15 protein-coding genes and 1 tRNA gene are annotated in these 18,224 nt (G+C 68.6%); 10 read left to right on the top strand and 6 right to left on the bottom strand.

Translation table 11 applies throughout. From position 1 onward, the window contains the following. Positions 1–269: 269 nt before the first annotated feature. Genes ACWA7K_RS12875 through ACWA7K_RS12860 form a run of 4 tightly spaced genes read left to right on the top strand, consistent with a single transcriptional unit; the run spans position 270 to position 6,149 of the window. Positions 270–2,972 (top strand): hypothetical protein, encoded by a 2,703-nt coding sequence (locus tag ACWA7K_RS12875; protein ID WP_456161804.1) that lies wholly within the window; start codon positions 270–272, stop codon positions 2,970–2,972. A 48-nt stretch (positions 2,973–3,020) separates the two neighbouring features. Beyond that, positions 3,021–3,689 carry a response regulator gene (locus ACWA7K_RS12870; protein ID WP_456161803.1) on the top strand — a complete coding sequence of 223 codons (669 nt, stop codon included), beginning with the start codon at positions 3,021–3,023 and terminating at the stop codon, positions 3,687–3,689. Next, positions 3,682–5,664, top strand: coding sequence for a sensor histidine kinase (locus ACWA7K_RS12865; RefSeq protein WP_456161802.1), 1,983 nt, complete (start codon positions 3,682–3,684; stop codon positions 5,662–5,664). The genes ACWA7K_RS12870 and ACWA7K_RS12865 overlap by 8 nt, the downstream gene beginning before the upstream one ends. Continuing rightward, positions 5,577–6,149: a DUF2147 domain-containing protein gene (locus ACWA7K_RS12860; protein WP_456161801.1), complete on the top strand. Its 573-nt coding sequence runs from the start codon at positions 5,577–5,579 to the stop codon at positions 6,147–6,149. The genes ACWA7K_RS12865 and ACWA7K_RS12860 overlap by 88 nt, the downstream gene beginning before the upstream one ends. 171 nt (positions 6,150–6,320) lie before the next feature. Here the strand turns inward: ACWA7K_RS12860 and ACWA7K_RS12855 are convergent. Continuing rightward, positions 6,321–6,397, bottom strand: a tRNA-Pro gene (locus tag ACWA7K_RS12855). Positions 6,398–6,424: 27 nt separating this feature from the next. Then, the gene (gene ispB, locus ACWA7K_RS12850) at positions 6,425–7,366 is read right to left on the bottom strand and encodes an octaprenyl diphosphate synthase (protein ID WP_456168804.1); all 942 of its coding nucleotides are present in this window, start codon (positions 7,364–7,366) and stop codon (positions 6,425–6,427) included. A 321-nt stretch (positions 7,367–7,687) separates the two neighbouring features. On the opposite strand from ispB, the gene rplU reads away from it, so the two are divergent. The 4 genes from rplU (at position 7,688) to proB (ending at position 10,696) form a co-directional block, all read left to right on the top strand. After that, positions 7,688–7,999, top strand: a complete 312-nt coding sequence (gene rplU, locus ACWA7K_RS12845) for a 50S ribosomal protein L21 (protein ID WP_130483388.1) — start codon at positions 7,688–7,690, stop codon at positions 7,997–7,999. A 33-nt stretch (positions 8,000–8,032) separates the two neighbouring features. Beyond that, positions 8,033–8,290, top strand: a complete 258-nt coding sequence (rpmA, locus tag ACWA7K_RS12840; protein WP_456161800.1) for a 50S ribosomal protein L27 — start codon at positions 8,033–8,035, stop codon at positions 8,288–8,290. A gap of 145 nt (positions 8,291–8,435) precedes the next feature. Then, positions 8,436–9,545 carry an Obg family GTPase CgtA gene (gene cgtA / locus ACWA7K_RS12835; protein WP_456161799.1) on the top strand — a complete coding sequence of 370 codons (1,110 nt, stop codon included), beginning with the start codon at positions 8,436–8,438 and terminating at the stop codon, positions 9,543–9,545. Positions 9,546–9,577: 32 nt separating this feature from the next. After that, on the top strand, positions 9,578–10,696 hold the full coding sequence (proB, locus tag ACWA7K_RS12830) for a glutamate 5-kinase (RefSeq protein ID WP_456161798.1): 1,119 nt from the start codon (positions 9,578–9,580) through the stop codon (positions 10,694–10,696). Between the two features lie 4 nt (positions 10,697–10,700). Here proB and metH read toward each other — a convergent pair whose 3' ends face one another. The 4 genes from metH to ACWA7K_RS12810 form a co-directional block, all read right to left on the bottom strand. Beyond that, positions 10,701–13,478: a methionine synthase gene (gene metH, locus ACWA7K_RS12825; RefSeq protein WP_456210465.1), complete on the bottom strand. Its 2,778-nt coding sequence runs from the start codon at positions 13,476–13,478 to the stop codon at positions 10,701–10,703. An 11-nt stretch (positions 13,479–13,489) separates the two neighbouring features. Next, positions 13,490–14,551 (bottom strand): homocysteine S-methyltransferase family protein, encoded by a 1,062-nt coding sequence (locus tag ACWA7K_RS12820; protein ID WP_456161796.1) that lies wholly within the window; start codon positions 14,549–14,551, stop codon positions 13,490–13,492. A 73-nt stretch (positions 14,552–14,624) separates the two neighbouring features. Continuing rightward, the gene (locus ACWA7K_RS12815) at positions 14,625–14,921 is read right to left on the bottom strand and encodes a BTH_I0359 family protein (RefSeq protein ID WP_456161795.1); all 297 of its coding nucleotides are present in this window, start codon (positions 14,919–14,921) and stop codon (positions 14,625–14,627) included. A gap of 161 nt (positions 14,922–15,082) precedes the next feature. Continuing rightward, a complete protein-coding gene (locus ACWA7K_RS12810; RefSeq protein ID WP_456161794.1) occupies positions 15,083–16,051 on the bottom strand; it encodes a hypothetical protein in 969 nt (322 codons plus the stop codon). 67 nt (positions 16,052–16,118) lie between these two features. Here ACWA7K_RS12810 and ACWA7K_RS12805 point away from each other — a divergent pair, with 67 nt between their 5' ends. Then, complete coding sequence (locus ACWA7K_RS12805; RefSeq protein WP_456161793.1) at positions 16,119–17,060, top strand: fumarylacetoacetate hydrolase family protein; 942 nt, start codon at positions 16,119–16,121, stop codon at positions 17,058–17,060. After that, positions 17,053–18,174 (top strand): TraB/GumN family protein, encoded by a 1,122-nt coding sequence (locus ACWA7K_RS12800; protein WP_456161792.1) that lies wholly within the window; start codon positions 17,053–17,055, stop codon positions 18,172–18,174. Before ACWA7K_RS12805 ends, ACWA7K_RS12800 begins: the two co-directional genes overlap by 8 nt. Positions 18,175–18,224: the final 50 nt, after the last annotated feature.

The raw sequence follows: 18,224 nt of genomic DNA, 5'->3' as shown, positions 1-18,224 counted from the left end.
GAAGTAAGTAGTCGATTGGTGATTTTGTGGATTAATTGGAACATTGAAGTCATTTATTCCCAATAACTGATGGATGTCGGTCGATGGATGGCGTTTTTAGGTAGTTCATGGTTCGGAAAACCCGCTCCTATACTGAGTCGAACCCTCCTCAAACTCGGTGTAAAAGTCCGAGATTGATGCAGGACCCATCCCTTTCATGAGGCGGCCAGATGGCCCTCGGGCAGTCGATCAAGCGGCTTCCCGATCACGATCCACCGGAGCAAGGCTCAATGAGCAGCAGCGCATACACGATTCGAGTCATCCGGGGCGGCATGACGGTCAGCCGTCTGACGGTGTCGCCCCAGGCGGGCGCACGGGGCGAAGCCGTGGTGCTGTCGGTGCGTGACGGTGCGTCTGTCCAGCTGGCGCTGTCGGCCACCAATCTCGGTCCCCCCAAGATCCGCACCCGCCGCGAAGGTGTCGATCTCTGGATCAACCTCGATGGCCAACTGTCGGAGCAGCCCGACGTGGTGATCCGCGGTTATTACGCACTGGCCCAGTTGCCGGCGCTGCAGGGGCTCGATGCCTCGGGTGACGTCCAGACCTACCGATTGGCCGATGTCTCGCCGCTGGTGTCCCTGCAGGGCTTCGCGATCGGCGACACGCCGCCGGTGGATGACGCGCTGTACCTCGGCGGCCGGCCGGCCGACACGCTGATCGACGGCCTGTCCGACAACACCCTGATGTGGGCCGGCGCGGCGCTCGGCGCCCACGGTGTCTACCAGTCGGTGTGGGGCGGCAGTTCCGGTCCGGCATCGTCACCGCTGGACCCCGTCAAGGCCTATGCCGACAACGGCCTGTCGGCGACCGCGGCACCGGCCCCTGCGCCGACCCTGTCGACCTACGAGAAGGCTGGCGTCAAGGGCGTCACGCGAGCCAACCTCGATGCCATCAACAGCTCGGTGCTGGCGCTCGACAGTGCCGACGTCGACAGCGCGGCCAAGGTCCAGACCGTCGTCGATGCCTATGTGCGGGTGCTGGGCAAGGCCAATGGGCCGAACGTGGGCGACACCACGGCCGATCGCCCGCTCACTGCCACCGAGTTCCGCTCGCTGGGCGTCAACCTGAAGTCGCTCGAGTCCACCGATGTCGACCTGAAGCTGCTCGGCGATGTCCTGGGCAACCGTGCCGCCAGCGAAGTCGACAGCGTCACCAAGCTCAACGGCCTCGTGCTGGCGGTCGAGAAGGTGATGAACACGATCGGCGGCTCGACCCTGGCCTCGCCGCTGGCCGCCGCGGACTTCGTCTCGCTCGGGGTCAACAACGTCACTTCGGCCAACCTCGAGATGATCAAGTCGGTGCTGGCGGAGGGCGGCAAGACCAGTGCGCCGGTTCGCGATGTCGCCCGCCTGTCGGCCATCGTCAGCAGCTGCGACAAGGTCCTGAACTACGCCAATGGCGCCACGGCCGATGACCCGTCCAACGCCCCGACGGCGCAGAACTATGCTGACCTGAACGCCAGCATCGGACTGGCGGCCAAGGCGACTGCCGGCGGCGCCGCGCTGGCCGACCATGCCCTGAAGCTGCTCGACGACGTGGTCGGGCGACGCAGCTCGACCGGCACCACGGGTGTGGACACGGTCAAGAAGATCAACGATCTGGCCGCTGCAGTCGACCACGTCATGAAGCTGGCTTCCGGTGCTTCCGGCGTGCAGCTCACCAGTTCCGACCTCTCGCTGCTGGGCATCACCGCAGCGGTCCATGAACAGGCTGCGCTCTCTCGCTACCAGACCCTGTGGGCCAACATTGCCAAGACCGATGACCTGGGCGTGGACGTCGACACGGTCGATGAGCTGCGCACCCTGGTGACCGCGGCGCTGGGCACGATGGGGCCAGCCGAGGCGCTGACGGCCTTGCGCAGCTTTGCCGATGGCTCCGGTTCCGCGCCGATCAAGTCGACCTACGAGGCGGCGGGTGTCGTGGGTGTCACGCTGGTCAACGTCGGTGCGGTCAACTCGGCCATCTCGGCCCTCGCGTCGACCGACCTGCCGCAGCTGTCGTCGGTGCAGAAGGTGGTCGATCTCTACGAGAAGGTCCGCATCGCCGCCGACGGTCCGACGCCGACCGATACGTCGCTCTCGCTGACCGCCGACGACTACCGCAACCTGGGTGTCAGCCTGGGCGCGCTGGAACTCGTGTCGACGACCCAGGTCAACCGGGCGATCGGCCTGCTCGATGACATCGTGTCCCGGCAATGGTTCGACAGCGTCGATTCGGTCAGCGAGCTCAACACGCTCGTGGCCGATGTCGCCAAGGTCCAGGGCCTCGTGTCGGCCGGCAACACGCTGTTCTGGAGCGACCTGACGACCATGGGCGTGACGGCGCCCACCAGCTACACCGGCGACACCAGCGGCGTGCTGATGTCCGCGCTGCGGACCTCGCTCGACGTGGTGGCCCGCAGCGACACGCCGATCACCAGCCTGGCGGACCTTCAGACCTTGGTCACCGGGTATGCCAAGGTCCTCCAGTACGCCAACGGCACCGCGGTGAACTCGAATTTCGATGCACCCTCGGCACAGGACTACGCCCGGATGCGCGCCTCGATCGGCATGGCCAAGGACGGGCGCCTCGACAGCCTCTCGGCGCTCGCCGACAACGCCTTGCAGCTGCTCGACGACGTCGTGGGCCAGAAGTCCAGCACCAGCAGCGATCCCCTGTCGGTCGGCCGCATCCAGGACATCGCCACCGCCGTCGACCACGTGATGCTGCTCGCCAAGGCCGACAGCTTCGCGGCGATTCCGGCCGCCGAGCGGCTGCTGACCGACAAGGACCTGAGCCTGCTGCTGGGCAGCGACGTGGTGACGACGAGCATGTCCGCCTCGCCGACCAAGTTCCAGAACGTGTTCACGGCCATCGCCGCCATCGACAACGTCGGCCTGGGCATCAACAGCTACGCAGAGCTGAAGACGCTCTACGTCAACGCTCCTCTCTGACGCCAACCACGGGTTCGCCTGGCGAACCCCCGCAAAGCGAGTACCGGCATGTCCATCTCCGTCGCCATCATCGAGGACGATCCTCTGGTCAGTCAGCATGTGTCCGACCTGATCCTCCGTTCGGTCCACTGCACGCTCGCAGGCAAGGCCCGCAACAAGTCCGAGGCGATGGCCTTGATTGCCGATGACATGGCGGACGTGTACCTGGTCGACCTGGGCCTGCCCGACGTCGATGGCGTCGACCTGATCGCCAGCATCAAGAACAGCTGTCCCCAGGCCCAGAGCATGGTCCTGAGCACCTTCGGCGACGCCAAGCACATCAGCCGCAGCCTGAAGGCAGGGGCCACCGGCTACCTGCTGAAGGACGAGCGCGGGCCCACGCTGATCGACAAGATCGTCGCGCTCCACAACGGCTATTCGCCGGTCAGTCCGCAGGTGGCCAAGGTGCTGGTTCAGGGCATGGCCGGACAGGCCATCGATGCGCGCAGCGACGTCGACCGGGCCGAGGCGCTGGCCCGCTATCGGCTGGTGCCGCGCGAGATGGAGGTGCTGGTGCTGCTGGCCGAGGGGCTGCCGATCGTCACGATCGCCGACCGTCTCTCGATCTCGACCCACACGGTCAACCAGCACCTGCGCGGGGTCTATCGCAAGCTGTCGGTGCGATCGCGCGCGATGGCGGTCCATGTCGCCCGCACCAACGGTCTGCTCGATGACTAGCTGGCGTCGTGCGGCCCTGCCGGCCCTGCTGCTGGCGGCCGTGCTGGCCTGGGCGATCGGCTGGCTCTGGTCGGCACGAGGTCCCGATCTGGTCGTGCTCCGCACGGCCGAACTGCGCGGCGGTTCACATGGCGAGCCGGCCTATGGCGAGGCCGGTCAGACCGTGCCGCTGCCTCACTTCACCTTGCGCAGCGAACGGCGCACGGCCACGACGATTGCCTACGCGCTGCGGCTGGATGGTGCATCTGCGGCCCTGCTGGAGGCCGATCGCCGGAGTGCCGCCGTTCTCGACGGAGGCCGTGAGATCGACCCGCCGCCGCGCCATGCCGTGCTGTTTCCTCAAGTCCTCAACGGCGGCGACTTCTATCTCAACGGCCACTGGATCGCCGGCATGCCGCGGTCGACGGCACAGGACCGGTACGTCTGGTACGAGCCGCTGCTCATCCCGTTGCCGCACCGGCTGCTGAACCGGGACGGTCATCCCGACCTGCTGACGGTCGAGCAGTCGACCCACGAGCCCTACGTGCTGATCTCGCCGCCGATGTTCGGCCGGGTCGACGATCTGGCCCGGGTCGAGCGCGTGATCGGGTTTCTCAGCGGCACGCTGGCACATGCGTCCAACCTGTTCTGCCTGGTGGCGGGCCTGTTCATGATCGGCGCCTGGGTCGCCTCGCCACGCGAACGCATCTTCGCGCTGGCGGGGGCCGCGATGGTGCTGTGGGGCATGCTGTTCACGCTGGCGCTGTGGTCGCATGTGCCGATGGACTTCCATCGCCTCTGGCGCGGCCTGCTGTACGCCGCAGAGGCAGGCCTGATCATGCTGATGTCGATGTTCGTGCTGTCGTTCGCCGGACGCGAGCTAGGCCGACGCGCCACGATCGTCTTCATCACCATCGCCTGCATCGCGCCCCTGGTCTACGCGATCGGCGGCAGTCCGACCGAGAACGTGATCGATCGGCTCTGGACCGGACCGATGCTGCTGGTTTACGTCTACGCCAGCGCGGTGCTCGCGCGCCAGGCGCTGCGTCCGGGCCAGGGCGCCGCCAAGGCGCTGCTGCTGCAGTCGCTGCTGTGCATCGTGCTCGGCTTTCACGACTACGGTGTGCTGACCGGCCTGCTGGTCCGGCTGGTGCCGCAGGGCGACACGTGGCACTGGTATGCGCTGGCATTCGAGCCCTTCTACCTCAGCCACCTGGGCCTTCCGCTGCTTCTGCTGGTGGTGGGCTACATCCTGCTGGTCCAGCACCAGGGCAATGTCGAGGCCGTGCGTGAGGCCAACACGCACCTGGTCCGGGCGCTGCGCGAACGCGAGGCCGAACTGGCCCTGAGCCACGAGGAACAGCGCCGTCTGGCCCAGATCGAGGCGGCCCGTCAGGAGCGCGACCGCATCTACCAAGACGTGCACGACGGCATCGGCTCGCGCCTGATCACGACGCTCTACAGCGTGCGCGAGGCGCGGCCCGAGGGGATTGACGTCGAGGCGCAGTTGCAGGCCTGCATCGACGACATGCGGCTGGTCCTTTATGCCCATCAGGAAGAGGACAGCGACATCCAGTCCTGCGTCTTCGACTACTGCCTCAAGCTCGAGGCCCAGCTGGACGGCAGCGAACTGCGCATCAGCTACGACATCGACGACGGCGAGCCCTGCCAGCTGGCGCCCGAGGTCCGCGTCAACGTGTTGCGCATCCTGCAGGAGGCGGTCAGCAACTGCATCAAGCATGCAAAGGCGACCACCCTGGATGTCCGGCTCGCGTTCGAATCCGGTGACCTCGTGCTCGAGGTCGTCGACAACGGAAGAGGGCTGCTGGCACGGCCATCCGGACATGCCGGTGGGAACGGCAAGGGACTGCCGGGGCTCGCCAACCGTGCCGCCGCGATCGGCGGTCGATGCGTGGTCAGCGATGCGTCGCCGGGCACGCGCGTGCTGCTGACCTTGCCGCGGATCGTGTCACCTTCGACGACGGTGGCCGAGTGAAGGCGTGGCGCTCATGGCTGCCGATGGTGGTGTCGTTCGTCGCCCTGGCCGCCGCGTCGTTCCAGGCCGCCGCGGCTGCGCCGCCTCCACCTGATCCGCTGGAAGGCGAGTGGCTGGCGGCGGATCCGGACGCCAGGCAGTCGACCCGTTCGGTCATCCGGATCCAGCGCCGCGAGGGGCGCCTGTTCGGGCGCATCGTCAGGACCCTGGATGCCGACGGTCGCGAGATCGCACCGGCCTGCGAACACTGCCTGGGGGATCTGAAGGGTCGGGCCTACACGGACATCGAGTTCATCCGCGACCTGAAACCCGGCACGCGCGGCTGGACGGGCGGCACGGTGATCGACCTGCGTCCCGGTGCCTGGCAAGGCACGATCGCCAACTGCGAACTCAGCCTGAAGGGGGACAAGGCAGTGCTGCTCGGCTACATCGGGATGCGCTGGCTGGGCAGGACCAGCGTCTGGGAAAGACTTCCTCGCCCCTGACTCCTTGAGCGCCATGAGGGTCGCAAGCGCCGCAGGGGGCCGCTGCAAGGGCCTGCACCGGCCTTCTTTCTCCGGCCTTCACCGCTTTCCCCCAAATCCGCGCCAGAAAAGAAAAGAGCCGCAACACGTGCGGCTCTTTCTCGTCTCTTGGGATGCTGGATCCCTGAATCCTGGTCGGGGTGAGAGGATTCGAACCTCCGGCCTCTACGTCCCGAACGTAGCGCTCTACCAGGCTAAGCTACACCCCGATCTGGTCTGTTTTGCTGCTTTCTTTCTCAAGAATTTCGCTCTACAGCCTGAACACATAAGTATAGGAGAGCTTCCTTGAATTGGGAAGGGGGCAGAGAAGAAATGTGCTCCTGTGCCTTTCGCGCCTCATCTATCGCGGCCTGGCGTGTCGCCTCGATGGCACCCGTGCTGCGCACGATCGAGATGATCTCGCCCATGCGCTCGACCTCGCCATGCTCGATGGCATGGCGGATCAGCTGGCGCTGTTCCTCGCTACCGGCCTGCATGGCCAGCAGCAGGGGCATCGTCGGCTTGCCTTCGCGCAGGTCGTCGCCGACGTTCTTGCCGAGCTGGGCGGTGGCGCCTTCGTAGTCCAGCAGGTCGTCGACCAGCTGGAAGGCAGTGCCCAGGCAGCGCCCATAGGCGGCGCAGCTTTCCTCGACCGATTCGTTCACGCCGGCCAGGACAGCGCCGAGCCGCGCACTGGCCTCGAACAGCTTGGCCGTCTTGTAGCGGATCACGCGCAGATAGGCGTCGAGGGTGACGTCCGGGTCGTGCATGTTCAACAGCTGCAGGACCTCGCCTTCGGCGATCACGTTGGTGGCCTCGGCCAGCACGTCCAGGACGCGCATCCTGTTGACCGACACCATCATCTGGAACGAGCGCGAGTAGAGGAAGTCGCCGACCAGCACGCTCGCGGCGTTGCCGAAGATCGCGTTGGCGGTCTTGCGGCCGCGACGCAGGTCCGATTCATCGACGACGTCGTCGTGCAGCAGCGTCGCGGTGTGGATGAACTCGACCGTCGCGGCCATCTCGAAGCGTTCGTGGCCCTGGAACCCCAGGGCGCGCGCGAACAGCAGGACCAGCAGCGGACGGATGCGCTTGCCACCGGCGCTGACGATGTAGTTCGAGATCTGGTTGATCAGCACGACCTCGGAAGCGAGGCGGCGATGGATCACGGCGTCGACCTGTGCCATCTCGTCGGCCATCAGGGCCGCTGGCAGGGTCGGATTCGGTGCGGTGGCGAGGCTCACGGGAGGACGGGTTGGAGGGTCGGATAGCCGCCAGTCGTGGCGTCCCGGGACGCGGCCAGCGTGGCGCGGAGGGTCGCGATTATATGAACGGCGTCGCATCCCTTGGGATCGCTCGTCCAGCGTGGCACATCCGCGCGACATGCCGTGTGCTAGACTCGCGGGCTTCGCGTGGAGCGGGTGCGTGCCTTCTTGGGTGTGTCCTGCAGGCCTGCGGCGAGCATCCAGCAGACGCCGGGCAGCCTCGTGAAGGTGTTCTTTGTATTTGAAAGGGCTGATATGTACGCGGTCATAAAAACCGGTGGCAAGCAATACAAGGTTGCTGCCGGCGAGAAGATCAAGGTAGAACAGATTGCTGCGGAAGTTGGCCAAGAGATCGTGATCAACGAAGTTCTCGCGCTCGGAAGCGGCGCGGAGCTGAAGGTGGGCACGCCCTTGGTTGAAGGCGCAACGGTCACCGCCACGGTCGTGGCACAGGGCAAGCACGACAAGGTGCGCATCTTCAAGATGCGTCGTCGCAAGCACTACCAGAAGCGCCAGGGCCATCGCCAGACCTATACCGAGCTGCAGATCAGCGCGGTCCAGGGCTGAAGCGGTCGTTCCACCTCATCCAGGAGCTGAAACATGGCACAGAAAAAAGGCGGCGGTTCCACGCGGAACGGCCGTGACTCGCAGCCCAAGATGCTGGGCGTCAAGGCGTTTGGCGGCCAGGCCGTCAGCGCCGGTTCGATCATCGTGCGCCAGCGCGGCACGCGTTTCCACGCCGGCACCAACGTCGGCATGGGTCGCGACCACACGCTGTTCGCGCTGGTCGACGGCACCATCACGTTTGACGTGAAGGGCTCGCTGAACCGCAAGACGGTGTCGGTGACGCCGGCCTGAGCAAACGCTCTCGCCTGACAAGAGCCCCGGCGTGCCGGGGCTTTTTTGCTTGTTCGATGCTTCGAGCGCGAGCAGCAGAGTGCGTGACGATCCCCGGCGCCGAGCCGGGCGCATCGACGTCACGCCATCCAACGAAGGGGTATCCATGAAATTCGTCGACGAAGTCACCATCGACGTGACGGCCGGCAACGGCGGGGCCGGCTGCGCCAGCTTCCGGCGCGAGAAATTCATCCCCTTCGGTGGTCCCGACGGCGGCAATGGCGGCCGCGGCGGCCACGTCTATGCGGTCGGTGACCGCAACCTGAACACGCTGGTCGACTTCCGCTACACGCGCCGCCATGAAGCCCGCAACGGCGAGGCTGGCCGGGGTTCCGACCAGTTCGGCGCCGCTGGCGAAGACGTCGTGCTGCGCATGCCGGTGGGCACCATGATCCTGGACGCGGAGACCGGCGAGAAGCTGGCCGAGCTGCTGGTGCACGGCGAACGTGTGCTGATCGCCAAGGGCGGTGACGGCGGCTTCGGCAACCTGCATTTCAAGACCAGCACCAACCGCGCGCCGCGCCAGAAGACCCCAGGCTGGCCCGGCGAGGTCAAGTCGCTGCGGCTCGAACTGCGCGTGCTGGCCGATGTCGGCCTGCTGGGCATGCCCAACGCCGGCAAGTCGACGCTGATCGCTGCGATCTCGAACGCGCGCCCCAAGATCGCCGACTATCCCTTCACCACGCTGCACCCGAACCTGGGCGTCGTGCGGGTCGGTCCGAGCCAGAGCTTCGTCGTGGCCGACATCCCCGGCCTGATCGAGGGCGCTTCGGAAGGCGCCGGCCTCGGCCACCTGTTCCTGCGTCACCTGCAGCGCACGCGCCTGCTGCTGCACGTGATCGACTTCGCGCCGTTCGACGAGAACGTCGACCCGGTCGCGCAGGCCAAGGCGATCGTCAAGGAACTGAAGAAGTACGACGAGTCGCTCTACGAGAAGACCCGCTGGCTGGTGCTCAACAAGCTGGACATGGTGCCGGCCGAGGAGCGCGCCGCGCGCGTCAAGGACTTCATCAAGCGCATGAAGTGGAAGGGCCCCGTCTTCGAGATCTCGGCGCTGACCCGCGAGGGCTGCGAGCCGCTGATCCGGGCGATCTACCAGCATGTGGCGTCGCTGCAGGAACACCCGCCCGAGGACGTCGACGTGCGCTTCCTGCCGGCCGACGATGTCGGCGAGGCCGCCCACAAGCCTGACGCCGACGATCCCCGCTTCCGTTGACCTGACTGCCTGCCGAACGCCCGAGTCCTGCCATGAGCGAAGTCCTGAAGAACGCCCGCCGCATCGTCGTCAAGGTCGGCTCCAGCCTGGTGACCAACGAGGGCCGCGGCCTGGACGCCGAGGCGATCCACGCCTGGTGCGTGCAACTCGCCGCGCTGGTGCGGCAGGGGCGCGAGGTGGTGATGGTGTCCTCCGGCGCCATCGCCGAGGGCATGAAGCGGCTGGGCTGGGCCACGCGGCCGAAGGAACTGCACGAGCTGCAGGCCGCTGCTGCCGTGGGCCAGATGGGGCTGGCGCAGATTTACGAGACCTCGCTGAGCCAGCAGGGGCTGGGTAGCGCCCAGGTGCTGCTGACCCACGCTGACCTGGCCGATCGCGAGCGCTACCTGAACGCCCGTTCGACCCTGCTGACGCTGCTGGGCCTGGGCGTGGTGCCGGTCATCAACGAGAACGACACCGTCGTGACCGACGAGATCAAGGTCGGCGACAACGACACGCTCGGCGCGCTGGTGGCCAACCTGGTCGATGCCGACGCGCTGATCATCCTGACCGACCAGAAGGGCCTGTATTCGGCCGACCCGCGCAAGGACCCGGACGCGAAGTTCATCCATGAAGCCGTGGCCGGCACGCCCGAGCTGGAGCAGATGGCCGGTGGCGCCGGCTCCAGCATCGGCAAGGGCGGGATGATCACCAAGATCCTCGCGGCCAAGCGGGCCGCCGGCAGTGGCGCGTCCACGGTCATCGCCTGGGGCCGCGAGCCCGACGCGCTGCTGCGGCTGGTGGCCGGCGAGTCGATCGGCACGCTGCTGGTGGCCACGACCGCCAAGGTCGCGGCGCGCAAGCAGTGGATGGCCGATCACCTGCAGCTCAAGGGCTCGGTGGTGGTCGACGACGGCGCCGTGCTCAAGCTGCGCGACGAGGGCAAGAGCCTGTTGCCGATCGGCGTGACCGACGTGCAGGGCGACTTCGTGCGCGGCGACGTCATCGCGGTGCGTTCGAGCACCGGCACCGAGATCGCGCGCGGGCTGGCGAACTACGCGTCCAGCGAGACCCGCCTGATCCTGCGCAAGCCCTCGTCACAGATCGAGGGCTTGCTGGGCTATGCCAACGAGCCCGAGCTGATCCACCGCGACAACCTCGTGCTCGCCTGACCCGTCAGCCCAGCTGCGGCGCGAGGCGGCGACGCGCCTCGTCGAGCGCCAGCTTCTCGCGCGCGGCGTAGTCGGCCAGCTGGTCCTCGCCGATGCGGCCGACGTTGAAGTAGGTCGCCTCCGGATGGGCCAGGTAGAAGCCGCTGACGCTGGCCGCCGGCATCATCGCCAGGCTCTCGGTCAGCGTCATGCCGATGTCGTTCGCCGCCAGCACCTCGAACATCGCGCGCTTGACCGCGTGGTCCGGGCAGGCCGGATAACCCGGTGCCGGGCGGATGCCGCGGTAGGCCTCGGCGATCAGCTGCTCGTTGCTCAGCGACTCGTCGGCCGCATAGCCCCACAGCTCGGTGCGCACGCGCTGGTGCAGGCGCTCGGCGTAGGCCTCGGCCAGACGGTCGGCCAGCGCCTTCAGCATGATGGCGCTGTAGTCGTCGTGATCGGCCAGGAACTGCGCTTCCTTCTTCTCGATGTTCAGGCCGGCGGTGACCGCGAACAGGCCGATGTGATCGGCCTTCGTGCCCTTGGGCGCGATGAAGTCGGCCAGCGAGCGATTCGGCCGCTTCTCGCCGTCGATCACCGGACGCTCGGTCTGCAGGCGCAGCGGCTGCCAGCGCAGCAGCACCTCGGTGCGGCTCTCGTCGGCGTAGACCTCGATCACGTCGTCGTCGACCGTGTTGGCCGGCAGCAGCGCGATGACGCCGTTGGCCTGCAGCCAGCGGCCCTCGATGATCCGCTGCAGCATGCGCTTGCCGTCGCTGAAGACCCGCACGGCCTCGGTGCCGACCACCTCGTCGCGCAGGATCTCCGGGTACTTGCCGGCCAGGTCCCAGGTCTGGAAGAAGGGCGTCCAGTCGATGCACGCGGCCAGCTCGGCCAGGTCGTGGTTGCGGAACACGCGCCGGCCGATGAACTTGGGCACCGGCGGCTGGTAGGCCGACCAGTCGACCGCGTGCTTGTTGGCGCGCGCCTGCGCCAGCGTCACCAGCGGCGTGGCCTTCTTGTTGGCGTGCAGCGTGCGGACCTGTTCGTAGTCGGCCTTCAGCTCGTCGATGTAGCGCGCGGCGCGCTCGTCGCTGAGCAGGTCCGAGCACACGCCCACGCTGCGCGAGGCATCGGGCACGTAGACGACCGGCCCTTCGTAGTGCGGCGCGATCTTCACGGCGGTGTGCACGCGGCTGCAGGTTGCCCCGCCGATCAGCAGCGGCGTGGCGCGGTCGCGGAACCACGGGTCGCGCTGCATCTCGGCGGCGACGTGCTGCATCTCCTCCAGGCTCGGCGTGATCAGCCCGGACAGGCCGATGATGTCGGCGCCCTCGGCCTTGGCGCGCGCCAGGATGTCCTGGCACGGCACCATCACGCCCATGTTGACGACCTCGAAGTTGTTGCACTGGAGGACGACGGTGACGATGTTCTTGCCGATGTCGTGCACGTCGCCCTTGACCGTCGCGATGACGATCTTGCCCTTGGGCTTGACGTCGCCACCGGCGTCCGCGAGGGCCTTCTTCTCGGCCTCGATGTAGGGCAGCAGATGGGCCACGGCCTGCTTCATCACGCGGGCGCTCTTGACCACCTGCGGCAGGAACATCTTGCCCGCGCCGAACAGGTCGCCGACGATGTTCATGCCGGCCATCAGCGGGCCTTCGATGACGTGCAGCGGACGTCCGCCACGGGCCTCGATCTCGCGCCAGGCCTCTTCGGTGTCGACCGAGATGAAGTTGGTGATGCCGTGCACCAGCGCATGGCTCAGTCGCTGAGCCACCGTCACCGGCTGCTCGGCGGTACCGCGCCAGGCGAGCTTGGCGGACTCGTCGCGGGCGGCTCCCTTGGCGGTCTCGGCGATCTCGATCAGGCGCTCGCCGGCATCCGGGCGGCGGTTCAGCACCACGTCCTCGACGCGCTCGCGCAGCACCGGTTCGAGGTCGTCGTAGACGCCCACCATGCCGGCGTTGACGATGCCCATGTCCATGCCCGCGCGGATCGCGTGGTAGAGGAACACGGTGTGGATCGCCTCGCGCACCGGCTCGTTGCCGCGGAACGAGAAGCTGACGTTGGAGACGCCGCCCGAGACCTTGGCGCCGGGCAGGTTGGCCTTGATCCAGCGGGTCGCCTCGATGAAGTCGACCGCGTAGTTGTCGTGCTCCTCGATGCCGGTGGCGATCGCGAAGATGTTCGGGTCGAAGATGATGTCCTCGGGCGGGAAGCCGACCTCGTCGACCAGCACGCGGTAGGCGCGCGCGCAGATCTCGGTCTTGCGCGCGAAGGTGTCGGCCTGGCCCTGTTCGTCGAAGGCCATGACGACGGCCGCCGCGCCGTAGCGCCGCACCAGCCGGGCCTGACGACGGAACTCGGCCTCGCCTTCCTTCATCGAGATCGAGTTGACGATGCCCTTGCCCTGGATGCACTTCAGGCCGGCCTCGATCACGTCCCACTTGGACGAGTCGATCATGATCGGCACCTTGGCGATCTCGGGCTCGCCGGCGATCAGGTTCAGGAACCGCACCATCGCGGCCTTGCTGTCGAGCATGGCCTCGTCCATGTTGATGTCGATGACCTGGGCGCCGTTCTCGACCTGCTGGCGCGCGACGCTCAGGGCGTCCTCGAAGCGGCCTTCCAGGATCATGCGGGCGAAGGCCTTCGAGCCGGTCACGTTGGTGCGTTCGCCGATGTTGACGAACAGCGTGCCGGTGCCGATCTCGACCGGCTCCAGGCCGGACAGGCGCATCGCTGGCGGCGCGGCGCGGTCCTTGAACGTCGGGGCGGCGGTGTGCAGGGGGGCGGTCATGGGCGTCGCGGTCATGCGTTGATCAGGCTGCTGAAGGGCGCATGCTGCGCGCAGCGGGGCTGGTAGCGGCCGACGCGCTGCGCGATCTCCGCGATGTGGCCCGGCGTGGTGCCGCAGCAGCCGCCGGCGATGTTCAGGAAGCCGGCAGCGGCGAACTCCTCGACCAGCCGGCCGGTGACCTCGGGCGTCTCGTCGAAGCCGGTGTCGCTCATCGGGTTGGGCAGGCCGGCATTCGGATAACACGACACGAAGGTCTCGCCGGCGATGCGCGACAGCTCCTCGATGTAGGGCCGCATCAGCGTGGCGCCCAGCGCGCAGTTCAGGCCGATGGCCAGCGGCCGGGCATGCCGCACGCTGTGCCAGAAGGCACCGACCGTCTGCCCCGACAGGATCCGCCCGGAGGCGTCCGTCACGGTGCCGCTGATGATCACCGGCAGGCGCTCGCCGGTCTCTTCCATCAGCTCGTCGAGCGCGAAGATGGCGGCCTTGGCGTTGAGGGTGTCGAAGATGGTTTCGACCAGGAACAGGTCGACGCCGCCGTCGAGCAGGCCGCGGGCCTGTTCGAGGTAGGCCGCCCGCAGCGCGTCGAAGTCGACGTTGCGCGCGCCCGGGTCGTTGACGTCCGGGCTGATGCTGGCGGTCTTGGGCGTGGGGCCGAGCGCGCCGGCCACGAAGCGCGGCTTGTCGGGCGTGCCGTGGCGATCGCAGCTCGCGCGCGCCAGACGGGCGGCGGCCACGTTCATCTCGTAGGCGATGTGGCCCAGGCCGTAGTCTTCCTGGGCGATCGAGGTGGCACCGAAGGTGTTGGTCTCGATCAGGTCGGCGCCGGCGGCCAGGTACTGGTCGTGGATCTCGGCGATCACGTCCGGCCGGGTCAGCACCAGCAGGTCGTTGTTGCCCTTGAGGTCGCTCGGGTGATCGGCGAAGCGCGTGCCGCGGAAGGCGGCCTCATCGAGCTTGTAGCGCTGGATCATCGTGCCCATCGCCCCGTCGAGCACCAGGATGCGTCGGGCAAGCAGGGCCGGCAGGGCGGCACCTCGGGTGTAGGCGGGGGCGGGTGGGGCGGAGGTCATCCGTCAATTGTAGGAAGGGCCCGAAGGCCCCGCCGGGTCGATGACGGGCTGGACGCGCCGCGCGCCGCCGCGATCAGTGCAGCACGACGGGCTGCTGCGCCAGCACGGTGTAGCCGGCCAGGTACTCGTCGACATCGGCGTCATCGGGCGAGGCCTCGATCAGCGCCTGGACGCCTTCCTTGAAATGTTCGGCCAGGGCGCCCTCGATGAAGATCTCGCGGCGCGCGTGCTTGTCGACGATCTCGTAGCCGGCACGCGTCAGCGCGATGCCTTCGGCCATCTCCGGGCGCATCGGGAAACCGGTCGGCGTGTCGACGTCGACCTCGAAGTGGACAACCGCATAGTTCTCCGAGTTGTAGAGCATCTGCATGGTTCTTCTCCGGTTCCGATGGGGGCGAGCTGTGTCTGGACCTGTGGCGGGGCCGGAGCCTGTCGTAGGGCTGCGGCGGTTCCTGCTGCTTGCCAGGTTCATCGGCCTGGCGGGCGATTTCTGTAGCCCGGGGCGCCAGGCGCGTGACTTCCTGCCGACCCTCAGTGGCCCTTCAGGACCAGCTCGATCGGCTCGCCCTGGCGATCGGCCAGACGCACGCGGCGCGGCCAGTGGCCGTTGGCCGGATCGGTCCAGACGTCGGCCTGCGTGGCATCGGGCTCGCCGGTGTCGCGCCGCCAGTGCCAGCTGCCGTCGGCGGCACGACCCTGCAGCACGAAGTGCCAGTCCTGCACGTCGCCGCCGGCACCGGCCACGTCCATCTCGATGCGGCTGCCGTTGGCCGGCAGGGTCTGGACGCCGGCCAGCCGGGCGGCCAGCTGCACCATCCAGCTGACGCGGTCCTGCGCACCGGCCCGCAACGGCAGGTCGGCGGTGCTGGCCGAGAAGGTGATGCGGCCGGGCTGGCCGTCGGCCGGCCGGTTGAAGCTGACCGCCCGTTCGCTGCGGCGCAGCCGGCGTTCGGTGTAGCGCAGCGGCGCCAGGCCGGCCGCGTCGAAACCACCCTCGCTGTGCTGGTGCATCAGCGTGCCGATCAGCGGCAGCTGGCCGTCCAGGTCGAGCGTGTAGCGGCGGCCGTCATGGCGCCAGTCCAGCCGGGCCTCGCCGGCAATCGCGCCGCGCTGCAGCTTGTAGTCCAGCCGGATCGGCGCGGGCGCCGGGACCACCGCTGCGGCGCTGGCGGCGGGGGCGGGGGCGGGGGCGGTGGCTGGGGCATCGTTGACGGCCAGCGTTCGACGGACCGGCCGGGGCACAGGCGCGGGTGCGGCCACGGCGGCAACGGGTGCGGGCTCCGGCGCGACCTCGGCCATGAGCATCCGGGTCGTCATGCTGTGCACACCGGCCGCAGCCGTCGGCGTGGCCGCTGCAGCTGGTCGGGCCAGCCAGCCGGGGGCATCCCGCAGCAACAGGCCATGCAGGGCCAGCACGGCCAGCAGACACAGCAGCGGCGCCTGGCGGTCGGGGCGACGCAGGCGGGTCGGGGCGGGCGGATTTGGCAGGGCAGGGCTCACGTGGGCAGGGTCCGGGTGGACCCGAAATCTACAATGAGAGCCGCCTTCGCCCCTCCCTTGACCCCACATGAAACTTGCCAGCTACAAGGACGGCTCACGCGACGGCCAGCTGGTCGTCGTCTCGCGCGACCTGACCCAGGCGCTCTACGCCAGCGGCATCGCCAGCCGCCTTCGGCAGGTGCTCGACGACTGGAATTTCCTCGCCCCGCAGCTGCAGGACCTGGCCCACACGCTCGACCACGGCAAGGCGCGCCACGCCTTCCCCTTCGATCCGGCGATGTGCATGGCGCCGCTGCCGCGGGCGGCGCGCTGGGTCCAGGCGGGTGCCTACCCGGCCGCCCGCGAACGCCAATGTGCCGGCCTGGGCCTGCCGGTGCCCGAGACCCTGCGCAGCGTGCCGATGCTGCGCGACCGGCCGGCCGACCTGGGGCTGGGCCCACGCCAGGACCTGGCCGTGCGCGACCTCGACGGTGGCATCGACCACGAGATCCACTGGGCCGTGCTGACCGGCGACATCGCCGCCGGCGCCACGCCCGAACAGGCGCTCGAAGGCGTGCGGCTGGTCGGCCTGATGAACGCCTGGGCGCTGCGCGAGACCGCCGATGGCGCAGCGGCCAGCCTGCCGGCCGGCTGGGCCCCCGCGCTGGTGACGCTCGACGAGCTGGACGGCGCCTGGATGCGCGGCAGGCTCGGCCTGAAGGTGACGCTGAAGGTCAATGGCCAGCGCGTCGCCCAGCTGGCGACCGGCGAGGGCCAGCACTGGCATGTCGGCCAGCTGCTGGCGCTGCTGGCACGTGAACGTCCGATCGCCAGCGGGACCGTGCTGAGCTGCGGCCCGATCGGCGTGGCCGAGGCGGCGTCCGGCGTCGCCAGCCGGGCCGAGCAGCCTGCAGCGGACGGCGTGCCGCGCTGGTTCGCCGATGGCGACGGCATCGAGGTCGAGGCCACCGATGCGCAGGGCCATCCGGTCTTCGGCGTGCTCAAGCAGTCGGTGGTCGTGCGTGGCTGACCGACGCGCCTGGCTGTTCGCGGCCTGCGGGGTGATGTGTCTCGGTCTGGGCCTGGCGGCCCCGGTCGCCGCATCGCCGCTGCTGCCGCAGGCGGTCTCGCTGCTCAACGTGGATTCCGGCGCGCACGGGCCGGAAGGTCAGGCGCGGGCGGGCTGCCCGGCGCTGCCGTCGCCGCTCAGCGACGAGGAGTTCGAGCAGCTGCGCAGCAGCTCGCCCAGCCGTGGCGTGCTGCTGCGCATCTGGCATCCGGAGGTGCGCGGCGCGCCGCCGCCCGACGTCGACGAGCACGATGCGCCGCCGCGCGAGTCCTACCTCTACGCGCTGCCGCCGATGGCCTTGCGCGAGTGGATGGTGCCGGGGCCGGAGGTCAGCGCGGCGGTGGCCGCCGTCGAGCGGGTGCTGCTGGAGCTCGACATCGGCGACACCGCCGTGTTTGACAGCCTGCAGGCGATGGCCCGGCTGCCGCTGGGCGGCGCGCCGTCCCGCCCGCCGGTCCCGCCCGTCCTGCCCGAGGCCCTGTCGCAGGCCTTGCAGCGGGCGCTCGACGATGCCTGCCTCGACCCGCCGGCCGACTGGCGGCCGGAGATGCGCGCGCTGTCGTTGCTGACCGGCCTGATGCGCCCGGAAGGTCATGACCCCGGTTACGCGATTGCAGGCTCGATCGCCGATCTGGCCGAATCGCTCGGCAAGCCGGTGGCCGCGCTCGAGACCCCCGAGCGCCAGATCGCGCCGCTGCTGGGCGAGAGCCTGCCCGAGGTCGCCGACCGCGTTCGCCAGACCCTGGAAGCGGCCGCCCGGCCCGAGACGCTGGCCAGCCTGCGCCGGCTGCAGCTGGGCTGGGACGAGTCGGTGCTGTCCGAGCTGACGCTGTTCGAGCGCCGCTGCAACTGTCGCCAGAGCCTGTTCGAACGCCGTCTGTGGACCGATCTGGAGGCCCGCAATACCGGCCTGGCCGAGCAGATCGCGTCGATGCACCGGCGCGGCACCAGCGTCTTCGCGGCGCTCGGTGCGCTGCAGCTCAGCGGCACCGGCGGCGTGATCGCGCTGCTGGAGGCGCAGGGCTTCCAGGTGCAATGGGAAGGCTATCCGCGTCGTCCGCCCGCCACGCCCTGACCGGCACGCGGCCCGACACAAGGGCGCGGGCGGCCGTTAGCATCGATCGA

It is taken from the genome of Leptothrix mechoopdaensis (SeqCode), assembly GCF_053893855.1.
Note: the sequence above shows the minus strand (reverse complement) of the source record. Positions and strands in the feature narration are given on the sequence as shown.